Source organism: Marinomonas foliarum (genome assembly GCF_016906065.1).
Lineage (GTDB): Bacteria > Pseudomonadota > Gammaproteobacteria > Pseudomonadales > Marinomonadaceae > Marinomonas > Marinomonas foliarum.
Genome location: NZ_CP070273.1, coordinates 3,197,910 through 3,219,786 on the forward strand (window position 1 = coordinate 3,197,910; position 21,877 = coordinate 3,219,786).

Annotated in this window: 24 protein-coding genes and 3 tRNA genes; 17 read left to right on the forward strand and 10 right to left on the reverse strand. The window is 42.7% G+C overall.

Annotated features, from left to right (window positions below; translation table 11 throughout):
* Positions 1 to 178: 178 nt before the first annotated feature.
* Positions 179 to 397 carry a translation initiation factor IF-1 gene (infA, locus tag JSY38_RS14880; protein WP_110571526.1) on the reverse strand — a complete coding sequence of 73 codons (219 nt, stop codon included), beginning with the start codon at positions 395 to 397 and terminating at the stop codon, positions 179 to 181.
* 229 nt (positions 398 to 626) lie between these two features.
* Positions 627 to 1,373: a leucyl/phenylalanyl-tRNA--protein transferase gene (aat, locus tag JSY38_RS14885; RefSeq protein WP_205113881.1), complete on the reverse strand. Its 747-nt coding sequence runs from the start codon at positions 1,371 to 1,373 to the stop codon at positions 627 to 629.
* A 525-nt stretch (positions 1,374 to 1,898) separates the two neighbouring features.
* On the opposite strand from aat, the gene JSY38_RS14890 reads away from it, so the two are divergent.
* From JSY38_RS14890 to cobA, 7 genes are all read left to right on the forward strand, one after another.
* Positions 1,899 to 2,786, forward strand: coding sequence for a hypothetical protein (locus JSY38_RS14890; protein ID WP_205113883.1), 888 nt, complete (start codon positions 1,899 to 1,901; stop codon positions 2,784 to 2,786).
* A gap of 164 nt (positions 2,787 to 2,950) precedes the next feature.
* Positions 2,951 to 5,707, forward strand: coding sequence for a DNA translocase FtsK (locus JSY38_RS14895; protein ID WP_420844525.1), 2,757 nt, complete (start codon positions 2,951 to 2,953; stop codon positions 5,705 to 5,707).
* Positions 5,708 to 5,765: 58 nt separating this feature from the next.
* A complete protein-coding gene (gene lolA, locus JSY38_RS14900; RefSeq protein ID WP_239543989.1) occupies positions 5,766 to 6,395 on the forward strand; it encodes an outer membrane lipoprotein periplasmic chaperone LolA in 630 nt (209 codons plus the stop codon).
* Positions 6,395 to 7,756, forward strand: coding sequence for a replication-associated recombination protein A (locus JSY38_RS14905; RefSeq protein ID WP_205113885.1), 1,362 nt, complete (start codon positions 6,395 to 6,397; stop codon positions 7,754 to 7,756). Before lolA ends, JSY38_RS14905 begins: the two co-directional genes overlap by 1 nt.
* Positions 7,753 to 8,124 (forward strand): fluoride efflux transporter CrcB, encoded by a 372-nt coding sequence (crcB, locus tag JSY38_RS14910; RefSeq protein ID WP_205113887.1) that lies wholly within the window; start codon positions 7,753 to 7,755, stop codon positions 8,122 to 8,124. Before JSY38_RS14905 ends, crcB begins: the two co-directional genes overlap by 4 nt.
* Positions 8,125 to 8,191: 67 nt before the next feature.
* Positions 8,192 to 9,493 (forward strand): serine--tRNA ligase, encoded by a 1,302-nt coding sequence (serS, locus tag JSY38_RS14915; protein ID WP_114410257.1) that lies wholly within the window; start codon positions 8,192 to 8,194, stop codon positions 9,491 to 9,493.
* Between the two features lie 64 nt (positions 9,494 to 9,557).
* Positions 9,558 to 10,301 carry a uroporphyrinogen-III C-methyltransferase gene (gene cobA / locus JSY38_RS14920; RefSeq protein WP_114410256.1) on the forward strand — a complete coding sequence of 248 codons (744 nt, stop codon included), beginning with the start codon at positions 9,558 to 9,560 and terminating at the stop codon, positions 10,299 to 10,301.
* Positions 10,302 to 10,630: 329 nt separating this feature from the next.
* Here cobA and JSY38_RS14925 read toward each other — a convergent pair whose 3' ends face one another.
* The 6 genes from JSY38_RS14925 to hpf all read right to left on the reverse strand — a co-directional run bounded on the left by JSY38_RS14925 (position 10,631) and on the right by hpf (position 13,212).
* Positions 10,631 to 10,951 (reverse strand): TusE/DsrC/DsvC family sulfur relay protein, encoded by a 321-nt coding sequence (locus JSY38_RS14925; protein ID WP_205113889.1) that lies wholly within the window; start codon positions 10,949 to 10,951, stop codon positions 10,631 to 10,633.
* Positions 10,952 to 10,956: 5 nt separating this feature from the next.
* Complete coding sequence (locus tag JSY38_RS14930) at positions 10,957 to 11,244, reverse strand: DsrH/TusB family sulfur metabolism protein (protein WP_205113891.1); 288 nt, start codon at positions 11,242 to 11,244, stop codon at positions 10,957 to 10,959.
* Between the two features lie 2 nt (positions 11,245 to 11,246).
* Complete coding sequence (locus tag JSY38_RS14935; protein ID WP_114410253.1) at positions 11,247 to 11,594, reverse strand: DsrE family protein; 348 nt, start codon at positions 11,592 to 11,594, stop codon at positions 11,247 to 11,249.
* Positions 11,595 to 11,598: 4 nt separating this feature from the next.
* On the reverse strand, positions 11,599 to 11,991 hold the full coding sequence (gene tusD, locus JSY38_RS14940; protein WP_205113893.1) for a sulfurtransferase complex subunit TusD: 393 nt from the start codon (positions 11,989 to 11,991) through the stop codon (positions 11,599 to 11,601).
* An 85-nt stretch (positions 11,992 to 12,076) separates the two neighbouring features.
* Positions 12,077 to 12,733, reverse strand: coding sequence for a Bax inhibitor-1/YccA family protein (locus JSY38_RS14945; protein WP_114410251.1), 657 nt, complete (start codon positions 12,731 to 12,733; stop codon positions 12,077 to 12,079).
* A 167-nt stretch (positions 12,734 to 12,900) separates the two neighbouring features.
* Positions 12,901 to 13,212, reverse strand: a complete 312-nt coding sequence (gene hpf / locus JSY38_RS14950; RefSeq protein WP_205113895.1) for a ribosome hibernation-promoting factor, HPF/YfiA family — start codon at positions 13,210 to 13,212, stop codon at positions 12,901 to 12,903.
* Positions 13,213 to 13,446: 234 nt separating this feature from the next.
* Between hpf and JSY38_RS14955 the strand changes: the two genes are divergently transcribed.
* The 8 genes from JSY38_RS14955 (at position 13,447) to JSY38_RS14990 (ending at position 18,559) form a co-directional block, all read left to right on the forward strand.
* Positions 13,447 to 14,253: a DnaT-like ssDNA-binding domain-containing protein gene (locus tag JSY38_RS14955; protein ID WP_205113897.1), complete on the forward strand. Its 807-nt coding sequence runs from the start codon at positions 13,447 to 13,449 to the stop codon at positions 14,251 to 14,253.
* Positions 14,162 to 14,977 (forward strand): replication protein P, encoded by an 816-nt coding sequence (locus JSY38_RS14960; RefSeq protein WP_239543990.1) that lies wholly within the window; start codon positions 14,162 to 14,164, stop codon positions 14,975 to 14,977. The genes JSY38_RS14955 and JSY38_RS14960 overlap by 92 nt, the downstream gene beginning before the upstream one ends.
* 109 nt (positions 14,978 to 15,086) lie before the next feature.
* Positions 15,087 to 15,728, forward strand: coding sequence for a response regulator (locus JSY38_RS14965; protein ID WP_205113899.1), 642 nt, complete (start codon positions 15,087 to 15,089; stop codon positions 15,726 to 15,728).
* Positions 15,729 to 15,746: 18 nt separating this feature from the next.
* Complete coding sequence (gene uvrC / locus JSY38_RS14970) at positions 15,747 to 17,570, forward strand: excinuclease ABC subunit UvrC (RefSeq protein WP_114413759.1); 1,824 nt, start codon at positions 15,747 to 15,749, stop codon at positions 17,568 to 17,570.
* 63 nt (positions 17,571 to 17,633) lie between these two features.
* Positions 17,634 to 18,194 (forward strand): CDP-diacylglycerol--glycerol-3-phosphate 3-phosphatidyltransferase, encoded by a 561-nt coding sequence (pgsA, locus tag JSY38_RS14975; RefSeq protein WP_114413758.1) that lies wholly within the window; start codon positions 17,634 to 17,636, stop codon positions 18,192 to 18,194.
* Between the two features lie 96 nt (positions 18,195 to 18,290).
* Positions 18,291 to 18,365: transfer RNA gene (locus tag JSY38_RS14980), tRNA-Gly, on the forward strand.
* 22 nt (positions 18,366 to 18,387) lie between these two features.
* Positions 18,388 to 18,461, forward strand: a tRNA-Cys gene (locus tag JSY38_RS14985).
* A gap of 11 nt (positions 18,462 to 18,472) precedes the next feature.
* Positions 18,473 to 18,559 (forward strand) — tRNA-Leu (locus JSY38_RS14990).
* Positions 18,560 to 18,939: 380 nt separating this feature from the next.
* Here JSY38_RS14990 and JSY38_RS14995 read toward each other — a convergent pair.
* Both JSY38_RS14995 and JSY38_RS15000 read right to left on the reverse strand, forming a co-directional pair.
* Positions 18,940 to 19,638: a hypothetical protein gene (locus JSY38_RS14995; RefSeq protein ID WP_205113901.1), complete on the reverse strand. Its 699-nt coding sequence runs from the start codon at positions 19,636 to 19,638 to the stop codon at positions 18,940 to 18,942.
* A gap of 837 nt (positions 19,639 to 20,475) precedes the next feature.
* Positions 20,476 to 20,673 carry a CPXCG motif-containing cysteine-rich protein gene (locus tag JSY38_RS15000; RefSeq protein ID WP_114413757.1) on the reverse strand — a complete coding sequence of 66 codons (198 nt, stop codon included), beginning with the start codon at positions 20,671 to 20,673 and terminating at the stop codon, positions 20,476 to 20,478.
* Between the two features lie 198 nt (positions 20,674 to 20,871).
* On the opposite strand from JSY38_RS15000, the gene JSY38_RS15005 reads away from it, so the two are divergent.
* Both JSY38_RS15005 and JSY38_RS15010 read left to right on the forward strand, forming a co-directional pair.
* The gene (locus JSY38_RS15005) at positions 20,872 to 21,306 is read left to right on the forward strand and encodes a hypothetical protein (RefSeq protein WP_147270576.1); all 435 of its coding nucleotides are present in this window, start codon (positions 20,872 to 20,874) and stop codon (positions 21,304 to 21,306) included.
* Between the two features lie 93 nt (positions 21,307 to 21,399).
* Positions 21,400 to 21,831, forward strand: a complete 432-nt coding sequence (locus tag JSY38_RS15010; protein WP_114413755.1) for an acyl-CoA thioesterase — start codon at positions 21,400 to 21,402, stop codon at positions 21,829 to 21,831.
* Positions 21,832 to 21,877: the final 46 nt, after the last annotated feature.

Genomic DNA, 21,877 nt, shown 5'->3' on the forward strand with positions numbered 1-21,877 from the left:
AACGAACTCCGTCGATCTTGTAGGTCGTGCTTTAGCGCGTCAAGGTTTTTGGTTCAGTGTTATCGGGTTTTTGACGGCCTAGAGGCCGACCTACAGGTATTAGCGACATAAAAAAACCGGACAATGTCCGGTTTTTTTATGTCGTTTATTTCAAGGTGCTTTTTGAGGGCAGCTTAAATTAACGTGCGCGGTATACGATACGGCCTTTAGATAGGTCGTAAGGAGTTAATTCCACTTTTACTTTGTCACCAGTCAAAATACGAATGTAGTTTTTGCGCATTTTACCAGAGATATGTGCGATTACGATGTGTCCGTTTTCTAATTCAACACGGAACATGGTATTAGGCAACGTATCAATGATAGTGCCCTCCATTTCTAAGCCTTCTTCTTTTGCCACAATATGTGTCCTATAGTGTTAACTTACTATTTGTTTAGTAGACGCCGACCTTGTGACCCGCCAAGGTCTGCAGACGAAGAAAAAAGATGTTTCTCTTGGTCGGTTGAGCGCTAAATATCTAAATCATGATTGCGTATTTAGCGACGTCTGAATTTTGATCGAGCGTATTTTGCCTAAAAATGCAGCGTAAGGCAAACCTAGTTGCATTCGGATAGCGTCTATTTTTGTATTACAGAGAGCATTTCTTCGAATTTTTTCCGATGTTAATGAGTTTTGAATTCTTTTCTATCTTGGGTATGAGTTTAGTAAGTACTGCGCAAAAATCGTTGCGAGGTAATTGTTTCGCCCCTAGCGAAAGTAAATGCGCTGATTCAACTTGGCAATCTATGAGTTCAATTTGGCAATCTTTAGCGACATCACAAAATGATTTTAATGCGACTTTTGATGCATTGGGGTGCAGAGAAAACATGGATTCGCCAAAAAATATCTTGCCCATAGCCACGCCATAAAACCCACCAACCAACTTATCATCAAGCCAAATTTCAATTGAATGTGCGTAGCCTAGTTTATGCAGTTCTGTGTAGGCTGCTTTGATGTCATTGGATATCCAAGTGCCTTCTTTGTCCGCCCGTAAGGCTGAGCAGTAACCAATAACTGATGCAAAATCTTGATTGACCGAGTACATCCAGTTTTCTTTTCTAGAGGCCTTTATGAGGGATTTTGATGTATGGAAATGCTCGGGGACTAATACGCATCTCTGTTCTGGATGCCACCACAAGATAGGGTCGGGGTCGCTAAACCATGGAAAGAATCCTTTGCTGTACAGATGAAGTAAGCGCGTCGTGGTTAAGTCTCCACCAATTGCAGAGAGGCCTTCAGGGTCTTGTAATGCCTTATTTGGGTTTGGGGTGTCGTATGGAGACTCTGAAAGTAATATAAGTTCGTGTTTATCATTATGGTTATGTGACGCTGACATTAGTCTCTCATTGTCCTAGTGTTGATGGCATGTTTAGCTGATTCTAGGCTATTCTTGAATATTTTGATTAAAAAAGCTAAAGAAAAGAAAGTAGGTACCGATATTTTCGAAGTAAGGAAGAAAGGGTGTGTTTTTTGCTTTTTTCTGACACAAAGAAGTGTTTTTTTTTGTAAAATGTGTATTAATAGATCATTGATTTTGCTTTATATGTCTCTTTTTGCGTGTTTTTTTGCACAGAGAGAGGGTGAAAAAGCAAAAAAAAAGAAAAAAAGTGCAAGGAGTGCTTGACCTGAAAGGGAAAACTTAGTTTTAATCAATGCAGTGCTAAACAGTAATTCGAAATCATAATCGGATGCGGTATTAGGGACTAAAAGGATATTTCGTTTTTTTGGCTGATGTCACAAAAGTGAAACTGATAGGTTTTAGAATGCTTGAATCGTTGATTTGACAACGTTTTTGGTTTGAAAAGAAAATCGATCGATAGGTCTGCAAGACCATATTATATAATATAAAGGGGAATCTTGAATGAAAGCGATTAAACTTGCTTCTGTGTTTGCGGTATCTGCTGTAGCGGCTGCTGTTTCTACTACTACTTTTGCTGCTGAGCCAGTTTTTAAGGGTACAGCTGGTCTTGAGTATAAATCTCAAGAATCAGGTAAAGACGGCACCACTGCTAACCGTGGTGAAGTGAATATCATCGGTGATACAGGCCTTGTTTACTTTGATCTAGACATGGAAGCTGATGACGGTAATGGCGGATTCAACTTAGATGAAATCTATGTTAAGCAAGGCGCTGTTCAGTTTGGTGACTTTGATGGCACCATTCTAGACTCTGTTGCTTACAGTGCTGGCGTAGAAGAAGATAATGACAATGCCAAAGAAGATTTTGGTGATGTTCTGGCTATCCGTTATATGTTGGCTGAAGGTCTAACAGTAGCGCTTGAAGGTGGAACAAACGACAATGTTGGCTCACTAGCTGTTGCTTACTCAACAGATCTTAGCGGTTTGACTTTGGGTGTATCTGCGGGCTACAAAATGTCTGACGACGTTGATAACCAACTTTTAACTGTTGGTGTTAAAGTGCCTCTTGGTATGGCAACATTGTCTTCATTCGTTCGCGTAGGTTCAATCGATGATGCAGATGTAATGAACACTGGTGTTGGTATTGAGTTACCAGTTAGTGAACAGCTGACTCTTGCTGCTCAATATTTCACACGTGGTGGCGAAGCAAATTCTACAAACTCTGATGATACTGATGCTGGTTTGACTGTTGGTTCTGATTTAGAAGATCAAGGTCGTACTGAATTTACAGCTTACTATACTCCAGGTGACGTAACATTCTACGCTTCTTACCTATCTTATGAAGCTGATGATTCTGATTACTCTGTAGTTGGTGCTAAAGTTTCTTTCTAAGCGTTTCCCCTAAAGGTCTTCTCTGAAAAATGAGAACACCTTTACGAGTTAAAGCGAAAGCCAACCCTTTGGGTTGGCTTTTTTTATGGTAAGCTTAGCGAACTTGTTGCTCCTTTGAATGGAGCTTATTTTGTTTTGGTTAGCATGAAATAGGAAGGCGCGTTTTGTCAGAAAAAATGAGTGAGTCGGTACGATCACCAATTTGGGAATTGTTTGCCAAGCAGTCAGCGTTTATTGCTGCTTTATTATGTTTGTTCTTTTTTGGTTTGGCGACTTATACCTATAACCCAGACGATGCTGGTTGGTTTTATTCCGGCAGTGGGGTCGCTATCCAGAACTCTATGGGACCTATTGGTGCCATTATTGCCGATTTGGCGTCAGGCTTTTTCGGTTCTTTATTCTACTCTTTACCGCCTTTGTTCTTTTGGGTAGCTATCATTTTATGGCGTAACCCGCACTCCTTATTACCTCTTAATAACACTTTGCTTTGCACCATTGGGAGTATCTTGTATTTGTGTTTTGGCTCCGTGCTGTGCTTTTTGCATTCGGTCGGAGAACCTTCCCTGCAATATGGTACGGGTGGCATTTTAGGGCGCGGCCTTGGCATTTTGATGTATGGCTTCATTGGTTATGATGGTTCGACTTTAGTTAGTCTTGCTTTAGTGATTTTGTCATTTACTCTGCTTTCTCAAGTACATTGGTTGAGTTTGATGGACCGCTTAGGTGAAAAAGCCTACAACTTTGCCATGTTTATTCGTCAGAAGTGGATTAGTAATCGAGAGCAGAAAGCCAATAAGAAAAATGAGCTTATTGACCTAGACAGCGTTTCTGATGAGGTTGAAGAGCCTGCAATAGTTAGAAAAAGAAGAAAGGCGCAGAAAGAACAGAATGAGCGACCTACAGCAGATATTTTGTTCGAAGATTCTGTATCGGTAGATGAAGAGTCACATTCGGCTGATACCAAAAAATCTAAATTTAGCTTATCAGCTTTGTTTTCAAAAGCTCGATCTTCGTCTTCAAAAGAGAAAAATGAGGGGCCTGATAAAGAGCCCTCTATTCATACGGAGCCAGAGTTCGGTGGCTTTGATGATTTAGCGTCGGATGGATTATCTTTTGATGATAAAGACGTTAACTTTGGTGACACCCTTTATATAGAAGAGTCCTGGTCAGCAAATAGTGATGACGCTGCAAAAGATGCGAACATGCAACAATATAAGCAGCCAGTGAAAGAGCAATCAGTTCAAGCCGAGCCAGAGCTTGTCTCATCGGGTATTTCCAAAGAACAAGCTGATGCGATGCTGTTTAATCCAGACAAATCTGCTCCTGCAGACATTTCGCCAGCCCATAAACCCGCTTTTCGTACTTTGTCTGAGGCTAAGCAGTTAGATTCTCTAGGCGGTCCTTATTCTGATGAGGCGGATAGCAATAAAAAAATAGAGGCTTATTCATTACCTGATCGTTCCGTGCTGACCAAGCCAAAACCTAAGCAGGGTGGTTACTCTGAAGATGAGTTGTTAGCTTTGTCTGAATTGTTAGAGCAGCGCCTGCAGGATTTCGGTGTAAAAGCGGAAGTGGTTGAAGTGAACCCAGGGCCTGTTATTACACGCTTCGAGATTCAGCCAGCACCAGGAGTGAAGGTTTCTCGAATTACCAATTTAGCAAAAGACCTCGCGCGTTCTTTGAGTGTTATGAGTGTTCGCGTGGTCGAAGTTATTGCTGGCAAGTCGACGATCGGGATTGAGATTCCTAACCAGGTTCGCGATACCGTTTACTTTTCTGAAGTGATCAATTGCGATGCTTATGACAGATCTTCCTCGCCACTCACCTTGTCACTAGGTCATGATATTTCTGGTGAACCCGTTGTTGTCGATCTAGCTAAAATGCCTCATGTGTTGGTGGCAGGTACGACAGGCTCAGGTAAATCTGTGGGCGTTAACGCTATGATCTTAAGTATGTTGCTGAAGTCGACTCCAGACGAAGTGCGTATGATCATGGTTGACCCGAAAATGCTTGAATTGTCGATTTATGAAGGTATTCCGCATTTATTAACCCCTGTTATTACTGACATGAAAGACGCTGCCAATGGCTTGCGTTGGTCGGTAGATGAAATGGAGCGTCGCTACAAGCTCATGTCGAAACTTGGTGTACGAAATATTGCGGGTTATAACAAAAAGGTTCGTGATGCCATTGAAGCTGGTAAGCCAATTGAAGATCCATTGTGGCAGCCAGAAATGGCGATGTTCTCGGAAGATGGTGTGGCTCGTACAGTGCCATATTTAGAGCCTTTGCCGTATATCGTTATCATAGTCGATGAGTTTGCCGACATGATGATGATCGTGGGTAAAAAAGTAGAAGAACTGATTGCTCGTATTGCTCAGAAGGCAAGGGCAGCAGGTATTCACCTAATCTTGGCGACGCAACGTCCATCGGTAGATGTCATTACTGGTTTGATCAAAGCGAATATACCGACGCGAATGGCGTTTCAGGTGTCGTCGAAAATTGACTCACGAACCATACTTGACCAAGGTGGGGCGGATCAGCTTTTGGGTATGGGGGACATGCTGTATCTTCCGGCCGGATTGCCAACGCCAATTCGTGTGCATGGTGCTTTTGTGTCAGATGAAGAAGTTCATGCGGTGGTAGAAGAGTGGAAACAGCGTGGTGAGCCTGAGTACATTGAAGATGTTGTTGTGAATCCAGAGGATTTAATGACTGATGGTGGCGGTGAAGATAAAGATGCACTTTATGATGAAGCTGTGAAAATTGTCATTGAAACGCGTAAAGCTTCGATCTCTTCTATTCAACGTCGATTGAAAATAGGTTACAACAGAGCGGCTAATTTGGTTGAATCAATGGAAGCCGCTGGTTTAGTTGGCCCAATGGGAACCAATGGACAAAGAGATATCTTAATTCCAGAGTAATAGTCGATGGCCCTAATTTCGTTTTAGGGCTTTATGTATATATGAGTGGAGATACATTTTGGTAAATAAATTAGTCACCTTCGCGCTGTTTGGCTTTTTAGCTATTTTTCAATCGACGTTAGTGCAAGCGGATGACAATGCGACAGCTTCTATAGAAAGCTTGCTGGAGATGAATCGAAACATCGAAGGTGAGTTTCGGCAAGTTACGTACGATGAAAAAGGTAAGCAGTTACAAGTAAGCGAAGGTGTTTTTCTTCTTGCGAAGCCTAATCAATTTGTTTGGGATAGTGTGACGCCTTTTGCACAACGTATTATCTCTGATGGTAAAAACATTACCGTCTGGGATGTGGATTTAGAACAAGCGACTAAGAAGCCATTGTCTGGTGCGGTTGGTAATTCTCCAGCAGCTCTTTTAGGGCAGCCTGCAGCCGATGTACTTCCTCATTATGACGTGAGTACATTGGGTGCTGAGAAATTTCGTTTAGCACCAAAAGACGACCAAGACCTCTTTCAGGCATTGACCCTGTCTTTTAGAGATAAAGTGATCAGTGCTATGAGTATTTTAGATACGCTTGGGCAAACCACGGTTATCGAATTTAAAAATGTTGAGACACATGAAGGTGTTGCAAAAGAAAACTTTGTTTTGGATTTGCCAGCTAATGTGGACGTCATTGTAGAAGGCCAGTAATGAAAGATCTTTTTTCGGATGTGCCGCCAGAGGCGTATCAGCCTTTGGCAGCTAGAATGCGACCAGCGAATCTGGATGATTATATTGGCCAGTCGCATTTGGTAGGTCCGGGAAAGCCATTACGCAGAATGGTAGAAACAGGTCATTGTCATTCTTTTATTCTTTGGGGTCCTCCCGGAGTAGGTAAAACCACATTTGCTCAGCTTTTATCCCACGCCCTTGATGCGCAGTTTATTGAAATATCGGCTGTCATGTCGGGTGTTAAAGAAATCCGAGCTGCGGTAGATCAAGCGAAACAATTACGCATGATGAACGGCACACAGACGGTCTTATTTGTCGATGAAGTACACCGGTTTAATAAATCACAGCAAGATGCCTTTTTGCCTTTTATTGAAGATGGTACCTTTTTGTTTATTGGTGCTACCACGGAAAACCCAGCCTTTGAACTTAACTCCGCCTTGCTGTCTCGTGCTCGTGTGTATCGTTTAAAAACGCCGAGCGTCGATGAAGTGGGGCTTGTACTGTCTCGTGCTTTGAAAAGTCTCGAAAATGACTTTCAGATAGATGACTATTTTTTATCGGTATTGGCTCAAGCCGCAGATGGTGACATTCGACGAGGTCTTAACTTTTTAGAAATTTTATCTGACCTTGTTGAGCCAGGCTGTAAAGTGACTCAAGAGCAGCTTGAAGATGTTCTGGGAGGAAGTCTTCGTCGCTTTGACCGTAAGGGCGATGTGTTTTACGACCAGATTTCCGCCTTTCATAAATCCGTTCGCGGATCTTCTCCTGATGGTGCCTTGTATTGGATGGCACGAATGTTGGATGGCGGTTGTGATCCTTTGTATATTGCACGTCGTTTGTTGGCTATTGCATCAGAAGACATTGGTAATGCCGACCCGCGAGCGTTGCAAATTGGTTTAAATGCTTGGGATGTATTTGAACGTGTTGGTCCAGGTGAGGGCAATCGTGCGATTGCGCAAGCTGCTGTCTATATGGCATGTGCACCCAAAAGTAATGCTGTTTATAAAGCGTTTGGGCAGGCAATGTCGGATGTTGCAGCGCAACCAAGTTATGAGGTGCCAGTGCATTTGCGTAATGCGCCAACGTCTTTGGCAAAAAGCATGGGACACGGTGATGAATACCGTTACGCGCATAATGAAGAGCATGCTTACGCTGCTGGTGAAAACTATATGCCAGAAGAGATAGCTGATATGCGTTATTATCAGCCGACGGATCGAGGCTTAGAGAAAAAGATCAATGATAAACTGGCTTGGTTGTCAGATTTAGATGATCAAAGCCCGTTACAGCGTTACAACTCTTTTTACCGAACTAAAGGCTTGTCTGAAGAGGACAATCTATGATGTATCTAATGATCGCCGTTGGTGGTGCGCTTGGCGCATTGAGTCGGTATGGTATGTCTAAGTGGGTTAATGCGCACTGGCAGTACCATTTTCCCTTTGCCACTATAGTAGTGAATGTTTTGGGTTGTGTGTTGATGGGCGTTGCATTTGTGCTGATTAGTGAGCGCATGCCGTCACTTGAACCATACCGTCCTTTGGTTATGGTCGGTTTTTTAGGAGCATTTACTACTTTTTCCACTTTTTCACTGGAAATTGTCTCCCTTATTAACATGCAGGCTTGGCTAACTGCGGTAAGCTATTTATTATTAAGCTGCATTTTAGGTATTGTTGGTTTGGCGATTGGAATGACGCTAGCGCGTTTGTTCTGATTCCTTAGACTATTTGAAAGTACCTTAATTTATTTTTATACACTGTTTGAAGGATATTGTTGCAGAGATGTTAGACATTAAAGCATTACGCGCTGACCCAGAAGCCATTGCGGCTCAACTTAAAAAGAAAGGCTATGAGTTGGATGTGGCGACTTTTTCTTCCTTAGAAGAGCGTCGTAAAGCCATTCAAGTAGAAACGGAGCAGCTGCAACAAGCCCGAAATTCAGTATCCAAAGAAATTGGTCAGGCGATGAAGTCTGGCGATAAAGACAAAGCGGCTGAGCTAAAAGCACAAACAGCAACGCTAGGTGATGACCTTGAAGCGGCAAAAACACAGCTGACACAAGTTCAAGACGAAATGGAAAACTTGTTGGAAGGCATTCCAAATCTTCCGCATGAATCAGTTCCAGAAGGTAAAACTGAAGACGATAACGTTGAAGTTCGTCGTTGGGGAACGCCTAAGCAATTCGACTTTGAGCCAAAAGATCACGTTGATCTTGGTGAAGCGATGGAAATGCTGGATTTCGAAGCGGCAGTTAAAATTACTGGCTCTCGCTTTGCCGTTATGCATTCTGACTTAGCACGCCTACATCGTGCTCTAACGCAATTCATGATCAATACTCATGCAGACTTGCATGGTTATACTGAAGTGTATGTGCCTTACTTAGTAAACTCTCATTCCTTAAAAGGAACAGGACAGCTACCTAAGTTCGAAGCGGATTTGTTTAAAGTGCCAGTGGACAAAGACAGTGGTAATAATGACCTGTATTTGATCCCAACAGCAGAAGTGCCTGTGACAAACTTGGTACGTGATGAAATTTTAAATGACGCAGATTTGCACAAGAAGTTTGTCGCTCATACGCCTTGCTTCCGCAGCGAAGCAGGCAGCTATGGTCGTGATACTCGCGGCATGATTCGTCAGCATCAGTTTGAAAAAGTTGAGTTGGTTCATGTTTGCCGTCCAGATATTTCAGAACAAGTACTGGAAGAGTTGGTAGGGCACGCAGAAGTGATCCTACAAAAACTAGAGCTTCCTTATCGTACAGTGATCCTGTGTGGTGGTGATCTTGGTTTCTCTGCGCACAAAACGTATGACATTGAAGTATGGTTGCCTGGTCAGGGTAAATACCGTGAGATCTCTTCTTGCTCTAACATGTGGGACTTCCAAGCCCGTCGTATGCAAGCACGCTGGCGCAATCCAGAAACAGGTCGTCCAGAATTGGCACATACCTTGAATGGTTCTGGTTTGGCTGTGGGTCGTACATTGGTTGCTGTCCTTGAAAACTATCAAGATGCAGAGGGTAATGTACGTGTTCCTGATGTGTTAGTGCCTTATATGGGCGGTAAGACGGTATTGAAAAAAGCGTAAGCTAAATTTTCTAATAAAAAAGCCTCAACGGAGGCTTTTTTTGTATGAGTGGATATTGGAAATTATGACGGGCAAGGTCTATTTGATTGGTGCGGGTCCAGGTGATCCAGAGTTATTGACGTTAAAAGCACATCGATTGCTAAAAATGGCGGATGTGGTTTTGTACGACCGCTTGGTTGGCAAAGAAATTATTGAGCTAATTCCTGAGTCAGCAGAGAAAATGTACGTGGGCAAAGCCAAGTCTTTGCATAGTCTTCCACAAGAAGAGATTAATAGTTTGCTTGCTGCCAAAGCAAAAGAAGGCCACATGGTGGTGCGTCTAAAAGGTGGAGATCCTTTTATCTTTGGTCGTGGTGGTGAAGAGCTTGAAGAATTAATTGAAGAAGGTGTGCCTTTTGAAGTGGTTCCAGGTGTCACGGCAGCAGCAGGCTGTGCTGCGTATGCGGGGATTCCTTTAACCCACCGTGATTATGCCCAGTCGGTTCGTTTCCTAACGGGCCATTTAAAAGACGGCACAACAGAGTTACCTTGGGAAGAATTAGTTCATCCAGCGCAAACCTTGGTTATTTATATGGGCTTAACGGGTCTAAAAGATATCACTCAATCGTTGATCCGTTTTGGTATGAGTCCATCTATGCCAGTGGCAATCGTCGAGAAAGGTACCACTCGTGAGCAGCGCGTTTTCACGTCAACTATTCAAGATGTCTATGAAGTGTCTGTGGTGAACGAGGCTAAATCGCCAGCGTTACTGATTATTGGTGAGGTTGTGACCTTGCAGAAGAAATTAGAATGGTATGGTAAGTATTAGTAGTGGTAGATGCCATTTGGTCGGTCTTCAGGCCGACAAAAAAGCACTCGATATTTAATCTGAAACCTTGTCGCGCTAAAGCACGACCTACAAAAATCAATCACCTGTAGGTCGGTCTTCAGGCCGACAAAAAAGCACTCGATATTTAATCTGAAACCTTGTCGCGCTAAAGCACGATCTACAAAAATCAGTCATCTGTAGGTCGGTCTTCAGGCCGACAAAAAAGCACTCGATATTTAATCTGAAACCTTGTCGCGCTAAAGCACGACCTACAAAAATCAATCATCTGTAGGTCGGTCTTTAGGCCGACAAAAACATTTACAAGTGACTCACAGGCAGTTCGCAGGTTTTGGAAGGCCAGCAATTTTAGCGGCTAGCTTAGGTGGGCTACCAGGAAATAGGGTCATTAAATAAATGCTACGGCCTTTGTCCGCGCCTAGTTTTTTTGATACCGCTTTTACTAGTGGGCGCATAGCGGGAGACACTTCAAATTCTTGATAAAAATCTCGCAACAAGTGAATAATTTCCCAGTGTGCCTCCGTAAGCTCGACTTCAACCTCTTGCGCCAGTTGATTGGCAAGTTCTGGTGTCCAGTCTTGCAGGTTTAGCAAATAACCTTCTTCATCTAGAACTATAGTTTTGTTTGTCATTGTAATTACCAACTAATGTTTGCTTCAGCAGCAAAGGTTAACTCTACCCATTCTTCGTCTGTAAGTGCGATTCCGAATGTTGGCGATAAACCATAGGCAGCAGCATCACTTTGCAAATAATAAAGTGTGATCTCTTTCTCTTTTGTAAGAGTTTGCATCTTCTCAGCGTACTGAATGCTTTTTAGAAAACCGTCTTCAATCAGTAGGACTTGGTCACCTGCTTGCAGGCTATTTTGCCAAGTCGTTTCTAGTGAGGCAGGGTAATCGAGTTGATTTATTTGGTGGAGTCGCATAATTAAAACCGAAAAACCTGTTGGTATTGTGAAAACATTGTCTGCCACTCGGTACTATCCAGTGGTGTGACGCCTTGCCATGAAGTGGTGCTATCCAGCCATGAATGGTTTTTTTCTATATAGACGTTTTCAATGTCATAAAACTCGAGTCCAGCGAGCAGCTTGTGTAGGTTTTTGCCATGTTCCGCTGTGGGTTGTTGAGTGTCGGATAAAAGCGCTAAAGCTGCGCCAGATAAGCATAAATCAACAGGTTGCTCGAATGTGGCCAATACGAGAGCTAGGTCTAGTCCTTCTTTACAAGCCAAGCTCGAATAGGGGCTGGTATTTAGGTGGATCAAAGTGTGTTTCATGAGGCTACCTAAACTGAATAATTTTGTTGGTTGTGTTCATTAGATCAACAAGAGTCCCCAAGCCTTCAAGCTGAAAATGTTCTGCAAGGGTATGTTGTTCTAGCTCATAGCGACGGCTTTCACCTTCATTGATAATGCCACGTCTTACCGCCGCGGCAATGCATAAATGCAGCGGAATGTTGTTTTGTTCTGCTATTTCTTGCCATGCTTGGGTGAGGTTAATTTCATCCCTAGGCGGCTGTGCCACTTGGTTGCCAATTAATACAGCATCTTCATAAAAGAAGACACCTTTGATGCTATCGGGGGATTTATTAAGTGCCGCTCGTATGAAGCGCAGTGCAGTGTGGCAGGCTTTGCTGTGATAAGGCGAACCCGTAATGAGCAGAGTGTATTGCATTAAAAATAACCTTGGCATGAGATACGGTAAATTTTACACACAAAAAAGGCCGCAGTCAGCGGCCTTTTTACAGTGCTAAGTAGGATTAATCGTCGTTAGCCATACCAAGCAACGACAATACGCTAAGGAACATGTTGTATAGAGAAACATACAAGTTCACTGTCGCCATGATGTAGTTGGTTTCACCACCGCGTACGATTTGGCTTGTCTGCAGTAAAATAACCGCTGCAGAGAACAAAGCAAAACCAGCAGAAATGAAGATTTGCAATGCCGGCATTTGAACGAAAAATCCGGCGATTACAGCAAACAGCAAGACAAAGAAACCGACAGTGATGAATCCATTAAGGAAGCTAAAGTCTTTCTTTGAAACAAGTGCGTAAGCTGACAAGCCTAGAAATGATAGGCCAGTTATACCTAATGCACTCATGATCAAGCTAGAGCCATTAGACAAGCTCATATAAGCCGTTAGAATTGGTCCAAGGGTCAAACCCATGAAACCAGTTAGAGCAAATACACACAAAATACCTGCAGAGCTATTTTTAAACTTGTGTGTTAGGAAAAGTAAGCCATAAAAGCCTACCAGAGTAATAATTAGTCCCGGATGTGGGAGATTTAATGCCATGCTCATGCCCGCAGTGAAGGCGCTGAACAAAAGGGTAAGCGACAACAGCCCGTATGTATTGCGGAGCGTTTTGTTGGCCGCTTGTGACGTATGTGTCGAAAGGGCTTCTGTGTAACGCATGAGATTACTCCTTTAAGGTTTAAGACAATCAATAGACTTAATATGCGGCTGAAAGTTCCAAACTTCAAGCTAGATTATTTATTCTGTTCCAAATACTAAAAAAGCACCGATGATATCGATGCTTTTTTAGTATTCTGCTGTGTTACTGTTTGTTTAGCAACCTATGATTAAGACGCTAATGACTTGGTTGCACAGGCTTGTTTGGTTTTATGTTTGTCTATTTGTCGGGTTAACTTATCCACCATTTCATCTATGGCGTAAAATAGTCTGTCTTCGGAAGACGCCGCGGCAAAAATTTCTTTGCCTGGTAGATGTATGCAGGCTTCTGCTTTTTGAGACTTGTTATCCTTAAGAAGTGTGACTTGAACAGAAGTAATTTGATCGGTCAGTTTTGATACCTTCTCAAGTTTTTCATTGATGTGATCTTTAATGGCTGGGGTGACGTCGATATGGTGTCCAGAAATTTTGGTAGTGTGCATACTACTTTCCTCCAGAATAACGTTCGCGAAGCAGGCAACGGATAAAAAAATCAAACGACTTGATGCATTAAGATTTGATGTTCATGTTGCTGTCATTTCAGCATAGGTGTGTTTTTTTGTGCTGTCAAAGGCGGGTGGATTTTATTAAAAGAAGTACTGTTTGCATGTAAGGTTGTCGTGCTAATGGCAAAGGCTTTTGATAGACTGTTGTGCTAATTATGCGAAGCGAGATTTATGTTGGATAACGACTATTCATTACCGATATCATTTTCAATGGCCGCCCAGATTGGTCTAGAAGAGACAGTATTGCTGACCTTTCTAAAGCAGCATACTTACCTTTCTGGCGCAAACGTATTACGAATTGAAATGAATCGACTTAGTGCACAGCTGCCTTTCTGGACTGTGCCTATGCTCATGCGTTTATTAACAAATTTGCAGATTAGTCAGCTGTTAAGTTTTCAGCGCCAAGAAGAAGTGTTAGAAATTCAATTGGCGTCATCTCAAAAAGTGGCTCAAGCGGTTAAGCCAGCTACAGAAAGAGCATCGAAAGAAGACCCATTGATGGATAAAATGGATCGATTGCATCGGGCTTCTCGGGAAAAGCCGGAAGAATTTACGCCACAGCCAAAAAGCTACCCTGCAAAACAACCTGTTCGACAATACGAAGCACCATCTCCGCCAGTGGTCAATGACCGCCGCGGTGTCACGGATTTCGACTTGTACTTAGAGCAAAAAGAACGTGCTCGACAACCGGATCAGTGGCAACCTGAAGAGGCGACGTTAGAACAAATTGGTCAGGCTGGCATCGCCCGTGATTTTGCTCTGTCTTTACAGGCTGAGTTTTTGCTGAGAATCAAAGAGCAACGGAAAAATGTCAGAACTTGGAATAGCGAATTTTTTAAATACGTAAAACGTCAGTGGCAATACAAACAATCGGATAGGTCTTCATATGAAGGAACCTCAGGCAGTACAAAATTTACTAAAACCTCTAGAGAACAAGTTAGCGACGCCCTCAACAACATCCACGACACAGACTGGTGAGTATAGTTCGGCTGGCGCGACTCGTGACTCAGGTCCGACAGAAGCGGAACAACAGACTCGTGTACTAGTAAATATGTTGTTTGCACGTTTCAAGGCTATTTATACCCATAAATTTGCGTCAGCTTACAGCACCACAGATGAAGTGAAGCTTGCTAAACGTGAATGGGCAATTGCCTTAAAAGGTTTTCAAGAGCCTCTGTTGGCCTACGCTGTAGAGCGGACTAAAGAAGTTCATGCTTGGCCTCCAACCATTGCGGATTTCTTGAAACTGATTAATACCGCCTACAAAGCTTATGGTTTGTCCGATCCTCGTTCTGCGTACCTTGAAGCTTGTGCTTGTCGTACGGATCCTTTGCGTTATAAATGGAGTCATCCAGCAGTATTTTTTGCGGGTTCCGAAGCAGGTTGGTACAAATTGAAATCTGAAGAGGAGCGTGTGAGCTGGCCTCTGTTTGAACAGAGCTATCTGAAAATCGTCGATCGTGTGATTGCAGGCGAGCGCCTAGTCATCCCAAAAGTGGTCATGATTGAAAATAAGCAAACCCTCAGTGTGAAAGACTTGGCAAATAAGATCGCCAAAGAATTATCCCTTGATGAAGAGCAAATTACGCCATTGCTTTATTACACTCAAAAAACCAATGGAACGGGTGTACGTGCAAGGTATAGAGAAATTTGTCAGCAAAAACTGAAAGAAATGGGTTATAAAGGCAATCTTCCTGAATAAATGTTTTTTCGGAAAAATTGTTATCAACATAATTGGTTATTGGCAGGATGCTATGTGTTGGTTTCTTCTTTGAAGAAGCGCTGGTATAGGACAGTTTGGTGAGGTTGTTATGCTAAAAGTATTGATTGTTGACGACCATGATGTGGTTAGCCAAGGTATTAGTCGTGTATTGCAGGATGTTAAAGGTGTTGATGTTGTTGGAGTTGTGCATTCTGGAGAAGAAGCCATTGCGCACAGTAAAGCGCTTCAACCAGATATTATCCTCATGGATATTCACATGCCTGGTATTGGTGGATTGGGTGCCACGAAAGAAATTAAGCGCATTATGCCGAGAATTAAAATTATCGGCTTGTCTGCGTTAGACGACAATCTTTATCCAGTGAAATTGCTTGAAGCTGGCGCGTCAGGGTATTTGACGAAAGGCACGAAAACCTCCGAAATATTAGAGGCGATCGAAATGGTGTCCAAGGGCGAGCATTACATATCTAAAAATGTCGCCCAAAAAATGGCACTCTCTAAGTTCTCGATCGATGACCAAGGCTCGCCTTTGGGGCAATTGTCAGATCGAGAGTTACAAGTGGCTCAGATGATCATTGATTGTAAAAAATCCAATGAAATAGCTGATCTGCTCAATGTTAGCCCCAAAACAGTAAGTACTTATCGCACTCGTATTTTTACCAAATTAAACATAGACAGCGATGTGGAACTGATACATTTGGCGATACGTTACAGTGTGCTTGGTATGGGCTAGGCGAAAAACGAGGTTTGTTTGAGCCATTCAGAATTTGATCCAAAGCATTTTGTAAGCAACTTAACCACACGTCCGGGCGTTTATCGCATGTACGATGTAAAGGGTGAGTTGCTATATGTTGGAAAAGCCAAAAATTTAAAAAATCGCGTTGCCAGCTATTTTCGTGTAACAGGACTAACGACCAAAACCATGGCCTTGGTTAGTCGTATTCACACCATTGAAATTGCTGTAACCAAAAGCGAAACAGAAGCCTTGCTTCTGGAGCAAACGCTTATCAAGCAGCATCGTCCGCCGTACAATATTTTGCTGCGAGATGATAAATCTTACCCATATATTCTGTTGTCGAATCACCATCATCCGGCGTTGTTGTTTCGTCGAGGCGATAAAACCGACAAAGGTACCTTATTCGGCCCGTTTCCAAGTGGTAGCGCCGTAAAAGAAAGCCTGAACACCATGCAAAAGGTCTTTAAAGTGCGTCAGTGTGAAGACAGCACCTATTCGAATAGATCTCGGCCTTGTTTGCAGTATCAAATCAAACGCTGTTCAGGGCCATGTGTGAACCTGATAAGTGACGAAGAATACGAAAACGATGTGCGTCACGCGCGCATGTTTTTACAAGGCAAAGACCAAGAACTGACAGCTGAAATCACCACGCAAATGAGCGCTGCTGCTGCGGATATGGAGTTTGAACGAGCTGCCGAGTTACGCGATCAAATCATTCAGCTCAAACACATCCAAGAACAGCAGCATGTTTATGGGCAAACAGGCGATGCTGACGTTATTGCGGCTATTATTCAGCCGGGTGGTTTGTGTGTTCACGTGATGATGGTTCGCAAAGGCAAAGTCGTCGGTAGCAAAAGCTACTACCCAAAAATGCCGATCGAAATCACAGAAGGCGAATTATTATCGTCTTTTATCGCTCAATTTTATCTCGGTGGTATTCAAGAGTTACCTAAGACGCTTATCATTAGTCATAAGCTTGAAGATGCTGACGCTCTGGTAGAAGGGATTTTTGAAACCACACAGAAGAAGATCGAAGTGCTGGACAGTGTGAGAGGTCAGCGTGCACGTTGGTTAGAGCTAGCAAAACTTAATGCAGAGCAAGGCTTACAAGCACGACTTTCAGATAAACGTAATCATTTTAGTCGCATAACAGCGCTGCAAAAGCTATTAGGCTTTTCTGAAGCGCCGATGCACATGGAATGTTTTGATATCAGTCATTCCAGTGGTGAAGCCACAGTGGCGTCTTGTGTGGTGTTTGGACCAGATGGACCTGATAAAAAGCGCTATCGATCTTTTAACATCGAAGGCGTTGAGCCAGGCGATGATTATGGTGCCATGAAACAAGCTTTAACTCGTCGTTATAAGCGAGTGAAAAGCGGCGAATTAGACGCGCCAGATGTTTTGCTGATTGACGGTGGTAAAGGGCAATTAACTCAGGCTGAAGCTGTGTTAAAAGAACTGGGTCTGGTCAACATCTTTCTATTGGGCGTAGCAAAAGGCGATACGCGCAAACCGGGTCTTGAAACCTTGTATATTGGCTCCAAAGAAGATGAAGTTGTACTGCCGCCAGATTCGGCTGCCTTACACCTGATTCAGCATATACGAGATGAAGCACATAGGTTTGCGGTTAAAAGTCATCGTCGTAGACGTGACAAGAAGCGACGTCACTCGGTCTTGGAAGATATTCCAGGTATTGGGCCAAATCGTCGTAAAGAGCTACTGACGGCCTTTGGTGGCTATCAAGAATTACTGTCAGCGAGTCAGGAAAATATCGCAAAGGTGAAAGGGATTAGCGCCAAAAAAGCAGAAGAAATTTATCTCTACCTCCATAAGAGTTAAGCTTGGCTAAGTGTTGGTGCATTTAGCGTAATAAATAGGAATGCTTTAAAGACTGGGAATAACATGAACATACCGAATATTTTAACTTCCGTGCGGATCTTTATGATTCCGGTTTTGGTAGTGATCTACTATTTGCCATGGGAAGGGCGTTATTACACTTGTGCGATTATATTTGCCTTGGCCGCTTTTACTGATTGGCTAGATGGATACTTGGCCAGAAAGCTAGACCAATCTACCGCCTTTGGTGCCTTCTTCGACCCTGTGGCTGATAAGCTAATGGTATCAATCGCTTTGGTGCTTTTGGTGGCGAGCTACTCAAATCCATTACTTACTTTAGCCAGTGCCGTTATTGTTGGGCGAGAGATCGTTATCTCGGCACTGCGTGAATGGATGGCAGAAATGGGCAAACGCGCCAGCGTCGCCGTGTCTTACATTGGCAAGTTAAAAACCACCATGCAGATGTTGGCGATTTTCATTTTGTTGGGCAGCCGACCAGACACGTTTGCCGCGCATGTCGGAGAAGCCGTTTTGATCGCAGCGGCCTTGTTAACGCTTTGGTCTATGTATATTTATCTAAAAGCAGCATGGCCTGCGCTAATGCCTAAAGAGTCGAACAAAAACTAAACAGATTTAAAAAAAGTGCCTAAGTTAGTTATTTATTTGGATTTTTTCCTTGACGTGAAAGCTCAAATACATAGAATAGGCACCGTCTTTTGAGACGCGGGAATAGCTCAGTGGTAGAGCACAACCTTGCCAAGGTTGGGGTCGCGAGTTCGAGCCTCGTTTCCCGCTCCAATCAAAAGATAATCTGATAGAAGGCCGGATGGCAGAGTGGTCATGCAGCGGACTGCAACTCCGTGAACGCCGGTTCGATTCCGACTCCGGCCTCCAAAATCAGATATGCCCGGGTGGTGAAATTGGTAGACACACAAGACTTAAAATCTTGCGCTTTAACGAGCGTACCGGTTCGATTCCGGTCCCGGGCACCATTTATGGTGCCTTTTTTTATGCCTGAAATTTATCAAAGCCCCTAATCCTTTTCTGAAATGCCTTTCCAGTTCAAACTCTCTTAATCATTCTCTTTTTAGTTTTTTAGCACCTCTAACCTCATCCAATCATTTTCGTGTTTTCTATGACTCGCGGCTGGTAGCTCTGCTCGTTTTTGCTAGCGAAAATGAGCGAAACGCTTTATCGTGAAGAAGTTGTAGAATTGCACCAGCTAAAGTTAATGGAAATAAACTAACTCTCCAGATTAGAAGTACCAGCTTTGGCCGCAAGATACAAAAGGCGATTGAAATAGGGTAAAGGGCAGGGCTAGAAGTTAATTTTACTCTGACCCCATTTGTTTCAATTACGGGACGTTTTTCTACTATAAGAATAAATTGCTTAATATTTCATGAAATACAATTGATAGATAAGCGCATGTTGCTAGGAGTATAGGAGCTAGTATATCTAGGTTCTCTCTATGGTAAATATAAGCTGAAAATCGATAAGAAAATTCAATATTTAAGACTTTAAGAAATTTTCTCTTTCCAAGATGGCTAAGTAATGGGAAATAAGTGCCACTTTCTTTCTGATTTTGTACTACTGCCCATGTTTCCGCATAAACTCGATTCAAGGGGTTGATGTGAGTTATATAATTGCTAGAGGCTTCGGTTGTTTTTCCTTGTCTCTCCTCATCTTGAAGATGATGATCCCTAGATGTACTTATTATGCTTCCAAATAGACCTCCTACCTCACCAGATTCGTGATCATAGTATTTTATGCGGTAGTCATCTAGAAATCGTTCTTTCCAGAATTGTGATAAAGATTTTAAGTATTTCTGTGCATAGTTCAGATAGCGAATTATGCAAAAGGCCAATGTAATTGATAAAAGTAGTATTATTCCTTTGGGGTTCGAAAAGTCTATTTTAAAGAGAAACGTATTTGCCTCTTTTATAATTGCACCTGAGAAATTGACAGCCAAAATGACAAAAGATATATAAGTAATGAGGTTTCTTTGGGTTTTGAAGCCTTTGTCTTCATCAATAGCTTTGTGGAATTCTTCTAATCGTTTCTGTTTGTTCATCAAGAATGTCCTTATCGCGAGTAAATAGTTTATGAGTTTGTAGTCGTAGGGCAGGTGGAGGGTGGAAGAAAAAGGAGGCTGATTCCTCCTTTGCAATAGCCTAAAAACTCAATGTTAAGCTGATGTCACTAATGGTGATTTGGCTTCCTGCAGGGGAGGCCAACACCATCAAGAAGACACACAAGAAAGTAAACTTACTAATCTTCATGCTAAATTTCTCTTAGGGAAATGTGTAAATTACACAAGAACTCTTGAAGATTTGAAAGTTAATATCTATCCTAGTGACACCACATCGCAGTTTAGATATTGATTTTTCAGTCTTCTATTCTTGCACCAGAAGGCTTCCTCGGAAGCCTTTTTTATGATCAAAGGTTTCCTTGTAAGCACGTTTTGAACGATAATGCTCATTCAAATTAAAATCAAGGTGCTAAAAGGACACTAAATTGATAAAGGGATAAAGGCGAAGTGGTCACTTACTTCACTTGCCTGAAAAAGCGTAAAGTTAGCAATTGGCAAGGCCATAAAATCTATTTTTATCTATTTTTTGATGAAAAAAACTCACCTAACGGCAAATATATAAAGCCTAAGTAGTCACTTACTAATATTGCTATACAGCGCGTAAACTCTAGGATTAGCAATGCCTTAAAGACTCTTTTTATCTGTTTTATTAAATTAAAAAACTAGCCTGTTAAATTGAATCTAAATCATCCAGACCAGAATCACTAGCCTGCACAGCGCTAAGTTCTGGTCATGATAATCTCATTAAAAAAGGCCTAACATATGGGTCATCTAGTCATCTAGTCATCTATAAGCGCGGAATCCTTTAATTCCTTCCAATCAATACGTCTCATTTTCTGAGTGAACCGACACCGAGGTTGAGCCATCAAAGGCAGTGTCGATGTTAAAGGTTATCGGGCGGCAGCAGACTTGGCAGTCTTCTATGTATTCTTGGCTTTCATCCAGCACTTCTATCACGACTTCGATGCTTTCGCCGCAGTAGGGGCAGGAGATGTCTTGTTCGATTAATTCGCTCATAAGTGCCTCTTTATTTCATTGCTACATTGTGAGTGTGGCGTTCTGCTGATATTTTTATCATAGATAAGAATGTGTTTTTTGGCTTGCTGGTGATTGGTTTTTCCTATCTTTTGCACGAGAATTCACACTTTTATCGATCTGCTTTCGTAGTCTTTGTGTAACACTGTTAGGATCTGATATTCAAAATGAGGTGCGATGATGAGTGCTATTAAATATCTATCTGTTGTAGCGTTACCTGCTTTGCTGTTTGGTTGTTCTTCTGGGTCTCACGTTGTGACTGGACAACAGTTGCCAGAGATCGAAGTGGAAGAGGTGACTGTGTTTCAAGAGGCGCCAGCATTTGACTATACCGTTATTGGTACAGTAAAGGCGTCCAGTGATAGTGGTTTTACAGAAGATTCTAGAAAAGCAAAAGCCACGGAAGAGCTAAAAGAGCAAGCCGCTAAAATAGGTGCTAATGGGGTGATTTTAGATGAAGTTACTCAGTTGTCTTTTAGACGTCTGGGTACGGGTATTGGCTTGAGTGGCAGTAGTAATGGTGGAATAGGAACGTCTATTGGTTCGAGTTTTTCCTTCCCAACGACAGAAGCAAAAGGTACGGCCATTTCTTATGATGTTCTGATGACTGAATAGTCTTGCGTTGTGGTGGGGCTTGGTGAGTATTTTTGACTGCCTGTGATATTATTTTGCTGCTGGATTCCACAGCAAATTTTTTGAGAGAGTGTTATGTCAGGGTTAGAAGAAAAGGCAAAAGGTCGTCTTACGACTAGGACGGTCGCAATGCCAGGGGATACTAACCCTGCGGGCGATATTTTTGGTGGTTGGGTGGTTTCGCAAATGGACATCGCGGCCGGAATATGTGCTGGGCAGCGTGCGCAATCTCGCGTGGTGACGGTTGCTCTGGATGGAATGAGTTTTATCCGTCCCGTAAAAGTCGGCGACATTTTAGGTGTTTATACTAGAGTTGAATCTGTTGGTCGTACGTCTATGAATATTCTTGTGGAGGCTTGGGTTCGTCGCGGTCGGATTGGACAGCGTGAGAAAGTAACAGAAGGTATGTTCAAGTTTGTTGCGATTGACGATACTGGCGCATCGACACCGATTCCGAAAGAAGAAGATTTGCCAGATTATGTAATGAATGGCTTTGACGATCATTAATGGTTATTTGATTGTCTGATGAGAAGTTGAGAGTAAAAAAAAGCGC

Excerpts from the sequence above, each read along its gene's own strand:
- aat (WP_205113881.1), bottom strand. The coding sequence starts at position 1,373 with ATGTCAGCGTCACATAACCATAATGATAAACACGAACTTATATTACTT.
- JSY38_RS14890 (WP_205113883.1), top strand. The coding sequence starts at position 1,899 with ATGAAAGCGATTAAACTTGCTTCTGTGTTTGCGGTATCTGCTGTAGCG.
- JSY38_RS14905 (WP_205113885.1), top strand. The coding sequence starts at position 6,395 with ATGAAAGATCTTTTTTCGGATGTGCCGCCAGAGGCGTATCAGCCTTTG.
- crcB (WP_205113887.1), top strand. The coding sequence starts at position 7,753 with ATGATGTATCTAATGATCGCCGTTGGTGGTGCGCTTGGCGCATTGAGT.
- serS (WP_114410257.1), top strand. The coding sequence starts at position 8,192 with ATGTTAGACATTAAAGCATTACGCGCTGACCCAGAAGCCATTGCGGCT.
- cobA (WP_114410256.1), top strand. The coding sequence starts at position 9,558 with ATGACGGGCAAGGTCTATTTGATTGGTGCGGGTCCAGGTGATCCAGAG.
- JSY38_RS14925 (WP_205113889.1), bottom strand. The coding sequence starts at position 10,951 with ATGACAAACAAAACTATAGTTCTAGATGAAGAAGGTTATTTGCTAAAC.
- JSY38_RS14930 (WP_205113891.1), bottom strand. The coding sequence starts at position 11,244 with ATGCGACTCCACCAAATAAATCAACTCGATTACCCTGCCTCACTAGAA.
- JSY38_RS14935 (WP_114410253.1), bottom strand. The coding sequence starts at position 11,594 with ATGAAACACACTTTGATCCACCTAAATACCAGCCCCTATTCGAGCTTG.
- tusD (WP_205113893.1), bottom strand. The coding sequence starts at position 11,991 with ATGCAATACACTCTGCTCATTACGGGTTCGCCTTATCACAGCAAAGCC.
- JSY38_RS14945 (WP_114410251.1), bottom strand. The coding sequence starts at position 12,733 with ATGCGTTACACAGAAGCCCTTTCGACACATACGTCACAAGCGGCCAAC.
- hpf (WP_205113895.1), bottom strand. The coding sequence starts at position 13,212 with ATGCACACTACCAAAATTTCTGGACACCATATCGACGTCACCCCAGCC.
- JSY38_RS14955 (WP_205113897.1), top strand. The coding sequence starts at position 13,447 with ATGTTGGATAACGACTATTCATTACCGATATCATTTTCAATGGCCGCC.
- JSY38_RS14960 (WP_239543990.1), top strand. The coding sequence starts at position 14,162 with ATGAAGGAACCTCAGGCAGTACAAAATTTACTAAAACCTCTAGAGAAC.
- JSY38_RS14965 (WP_205113899.1), top strand. The coding sequence starts at position 15,087 with ATGCTAAAAGTATTGATTGTTGACGACCATGATGTGGTTAGCCAAGGT.
- pgsA (WP_114413758.1), top strand. The coding sequence starts at position 17,634 with ATGAACATACCGAATATTTTAACTTCCGTGCGGATCTTTATGATTCCG.
- JSY38_RS14995 (WP_205113901.1), bottom strand. The coding sequence starts at position 19,638 with ATGAACAAACAGAAACGATTAGAAGAATTCCACAAAGCTATTGATGAA.
- JSY38_RS15000 (WP_114413757.1), bottom strand. The coding sequence starts at position 20,673 with ATGAGCGAATTAATCGAACAAGACATCTCCTGCCCCTACTGCGGCGAA.
- JSY38_RS15005 (WP_147270576.1), top strand. The coding sequence starts at position 20,872 with ATGAGTGCTATTAAATATCTATCTGTTGTAGCGTTACCTGCTTTGCTG.
- JSY38_RS15010 (WP_114413755.1), top strand. The coding sequence starts at position 21,400 with ATGTCAGGGTTAGAAGAAAAGGCAAAAGGTCGTCTTACGACTAGGACG.